At 44.8% G+C, this 2,334-nt stretch carries 3 protein-coding genes; all 3 read right to left on the minus strand.

Annotation, left to right across the window (positions count from 1 at the left end; translation table 11 throughout):
* On the minus strand, positions 1-1,154 hold a 1,154-nt coding region (locus tag QTN94_RS19565; protein WP_331428605.1), incomplete at its 3' end, for a LysM peptidoglycan-binding domain-containing protein.
* Positions 1,151-1,672 (minus strand): DUF4123 domain-containing protein, encoded by a 522-nt coding sequence (locus QTN94_RS19570; protein ID WP_331428606.1) that lies wholly within the window; start codon positions 1,670-1,672, stop codon positions 1,151-1,153. The genes QTN94_RS19570 and QTN94_RS19565, both read right to left, overlap by 4 nt.
* Positions 1,659-2,334: bacteriophage T4 gp5 trimerisation domain-containing protein (locus QTN94_RS19575; protein ID WP_443088816.1), on the minus strand; the 676-nt coding region annotated here is incomplete at its 5' end. The genes QTN94_RS19570 and QTN94_RS19575, both read right to left, overlap by 14 nt.

The following is a 2,334-nucleotide window of genomic DNA, read 5'->3' on the forward strand; positions in this document are numbered from 1 at the left end:
GCAAAAAAGTGGCGGTATTTAATGTTGTTTTGGTTATTCGCGGTAAAGAACGCCAATGGTTTCCATTCTATTCGCTGGCTATTGAGTTTTGTTAGAACAGAATGAGCGTGTGTGACCCAGTAGTCATAGCCGTTGTAAGCCTCTTCCAGTGAAGGAATTTTGCTGTTGGTTTTTAGATCTTTACTATTAAGAGAGTCATCCAATCCAATCGATTTTCTCTCTTTATGAAGGGTTGTCAAAGCGTCGTAAATTTGCAGGTCGACATTAGAACTATAGAATCGATGCTGCTTTGAAAACTTATATGTATGGCCTTTATCGTTAATGGTCGTTTTGGCTGCATGATCGATGGCTTGTTGCTCAAACTTATTGATCGCTTCATCCAGGTCTTCGATCAGTTCTTGCTGTAACTTACGTAATTGTTTGACCCTGAGTGATTGGGCGCCTTCAATCGCATCTTGCTTGAGCATCACTTCGCCTAAGGAACTCCCCTCTATCCTTACAACGGCACCTTCAACTCGGCTTTCGATGTTCTCAATCTTTATTGAATACGCTTTCTCAATTCGATCAATATCGGCCGTTACGTTGATGAGATTAATCTCTCTATCATCATCTGGGAAAGTTAGCTCATTATGGTTGTAGGCTTTGTGCAATGCGGCTCTCTCTAGCAGTGCCTTACGATAGGCCGCGGCTTTTTGGGCGCTAATCTGGTTTAGGAACACTTCATGGGTAATGCTATTGAATTGATCCATTACACCTAGTTTGGTCAACTGTGCGAGCACCGTTTGTTTATCGCCATTTAATGCTTGTTGGCAACGCTCATTATCTTCGGTGACGTATTTTTTTGCCTCTTCTGTTAAGAGTATTAGCATTTGTTTTGTTGTGTGTGGGTGCTCAGGGACATAAAGAGCATCGACATATTTGGGGGTGGAGCATTGAGTGAGTATTAACTGGTTGTTTGAAAAGGTCTGTTTTTCTGCACGTTCACCTGAAGTGTTATCGATTTCTTCGGGCAGAATTAGCTTGTTACCATCGAAAATTAGGTCGATATCTTTAATCTGATGAGCGTTAAGTTGGTGCAATGTTGCCACTTCGGTATTGTAGTATTTGGCAAGCTGAGAGAGGGTTTCTCCTCGTCGTATCACGTGTGTTTTCATGCGAGTAATTCCTTGACGAGTTTGGTCGTAATAAGAGTATTTGAGGCGTGGCTGTTTTGACTCTCCACGCTGTCTAATGAATAGCGGTTCGACACTAAAGGGGATAAATGGGCAGAGTGAGCGAGTCCTAAAATGCCATCAATCTCATTTTGTTCTCCATACTGAGCAATCTTGGCAAAGGTGGAGGGGGAGTAGAATCTCAGCAGGTATAACCGCCCGTTTTCACTCGTCACCGTGATGTTTTTTTGTAGAGACGCCATCGCTTGATCTGCGGTAACTTGTTGTGAAAAAGTGAAAACGACGCCACTAGTCGCCCACTCAGAGTCTGTTTCCCATCTTTGCCAAATCGCGCTTTTTGGCGCTACTCGGATACAAATAGGACTTAAATCTATCTGATGCTGCCAGTTTGTGCCTAAGTACAGCGGAAACCACTGTTGTTCATTTTCAGCACATACTTTTTTTGCGTCTGGCACTCGAATGGTATCCAGAATTAGGTAGCTATAATTATTCGACTTCATGATTTGTACACTCACAATTTGTTTTAGCGCAGCTGCCATCTGTGCGTTTTTGGCATAACTCAGCACCAGAGATATCGAGAGTTGCTAGCGTAGTTAGCAAGCTCGACATCGTGGATGTTGTCGGTGCCGCCAAAAGCGGCTCCGGCGCTTGCTGCAAGTCTAATCCCATTGGGAGTGCGGCTTGCTGGCCTCCATACCCACTGCCACTGCCTGGGCTACCGCCCGAGTTTAAATTCACGCTAGGGCCAACCAAGCTAACACCAGACGCATCCAGTTTTATAAAGCTGCCACCGGCTTTTAAAGTCATTTCAGAGCCTGCTTCGATAACGACCTTCATACCGGCTTTGATGTGGAGTTCATTGCCAATTTCAAATGCATGCAACTGAGCGATTTTTTGGTGCAGACTCCCTTCCACAATCGAGGTGGCATCTTGTTTGACCAGAGTGCGGCTTTCGCCCTCCACGGTGAGGTTGTGGCGGTTTTTAATCTGAGTGAAGTGGTCGTTATCGATTGTGATATGTTGGTCGCGCTTGACATGAGTGGTCATGTCATTCAGCACTATCGAGTCAAAATCCTTCTGCGCATGAAGATAGACTTGCTCTTGGTCTGCTTGGTCTTCAAAACTCAGTTCGTTAAAGCCTTGTCCTTGGTGGGTCTCACTG

Origin of the sequence: Vibrio sp. M250220 (genome assembly GCF_036533795.1) — a bacterium.
Taxonomy (GTDB): domain Bacteria; phylum Pseudomonadota; class Gammaproteobacteria; order Enterobacterales; family Vibrionaceae; genus Vibrio.

Bases quoted from the DNA above. Each gene is read 5' to 3' on its own strand.
- QTN94_RS19570 (WP_331428606.1), bottom strand. From the start codon at position 1,672: ATGAAGTCGAATAATTATAGCTACCTAATTCTGGATACCATTCGAGTG.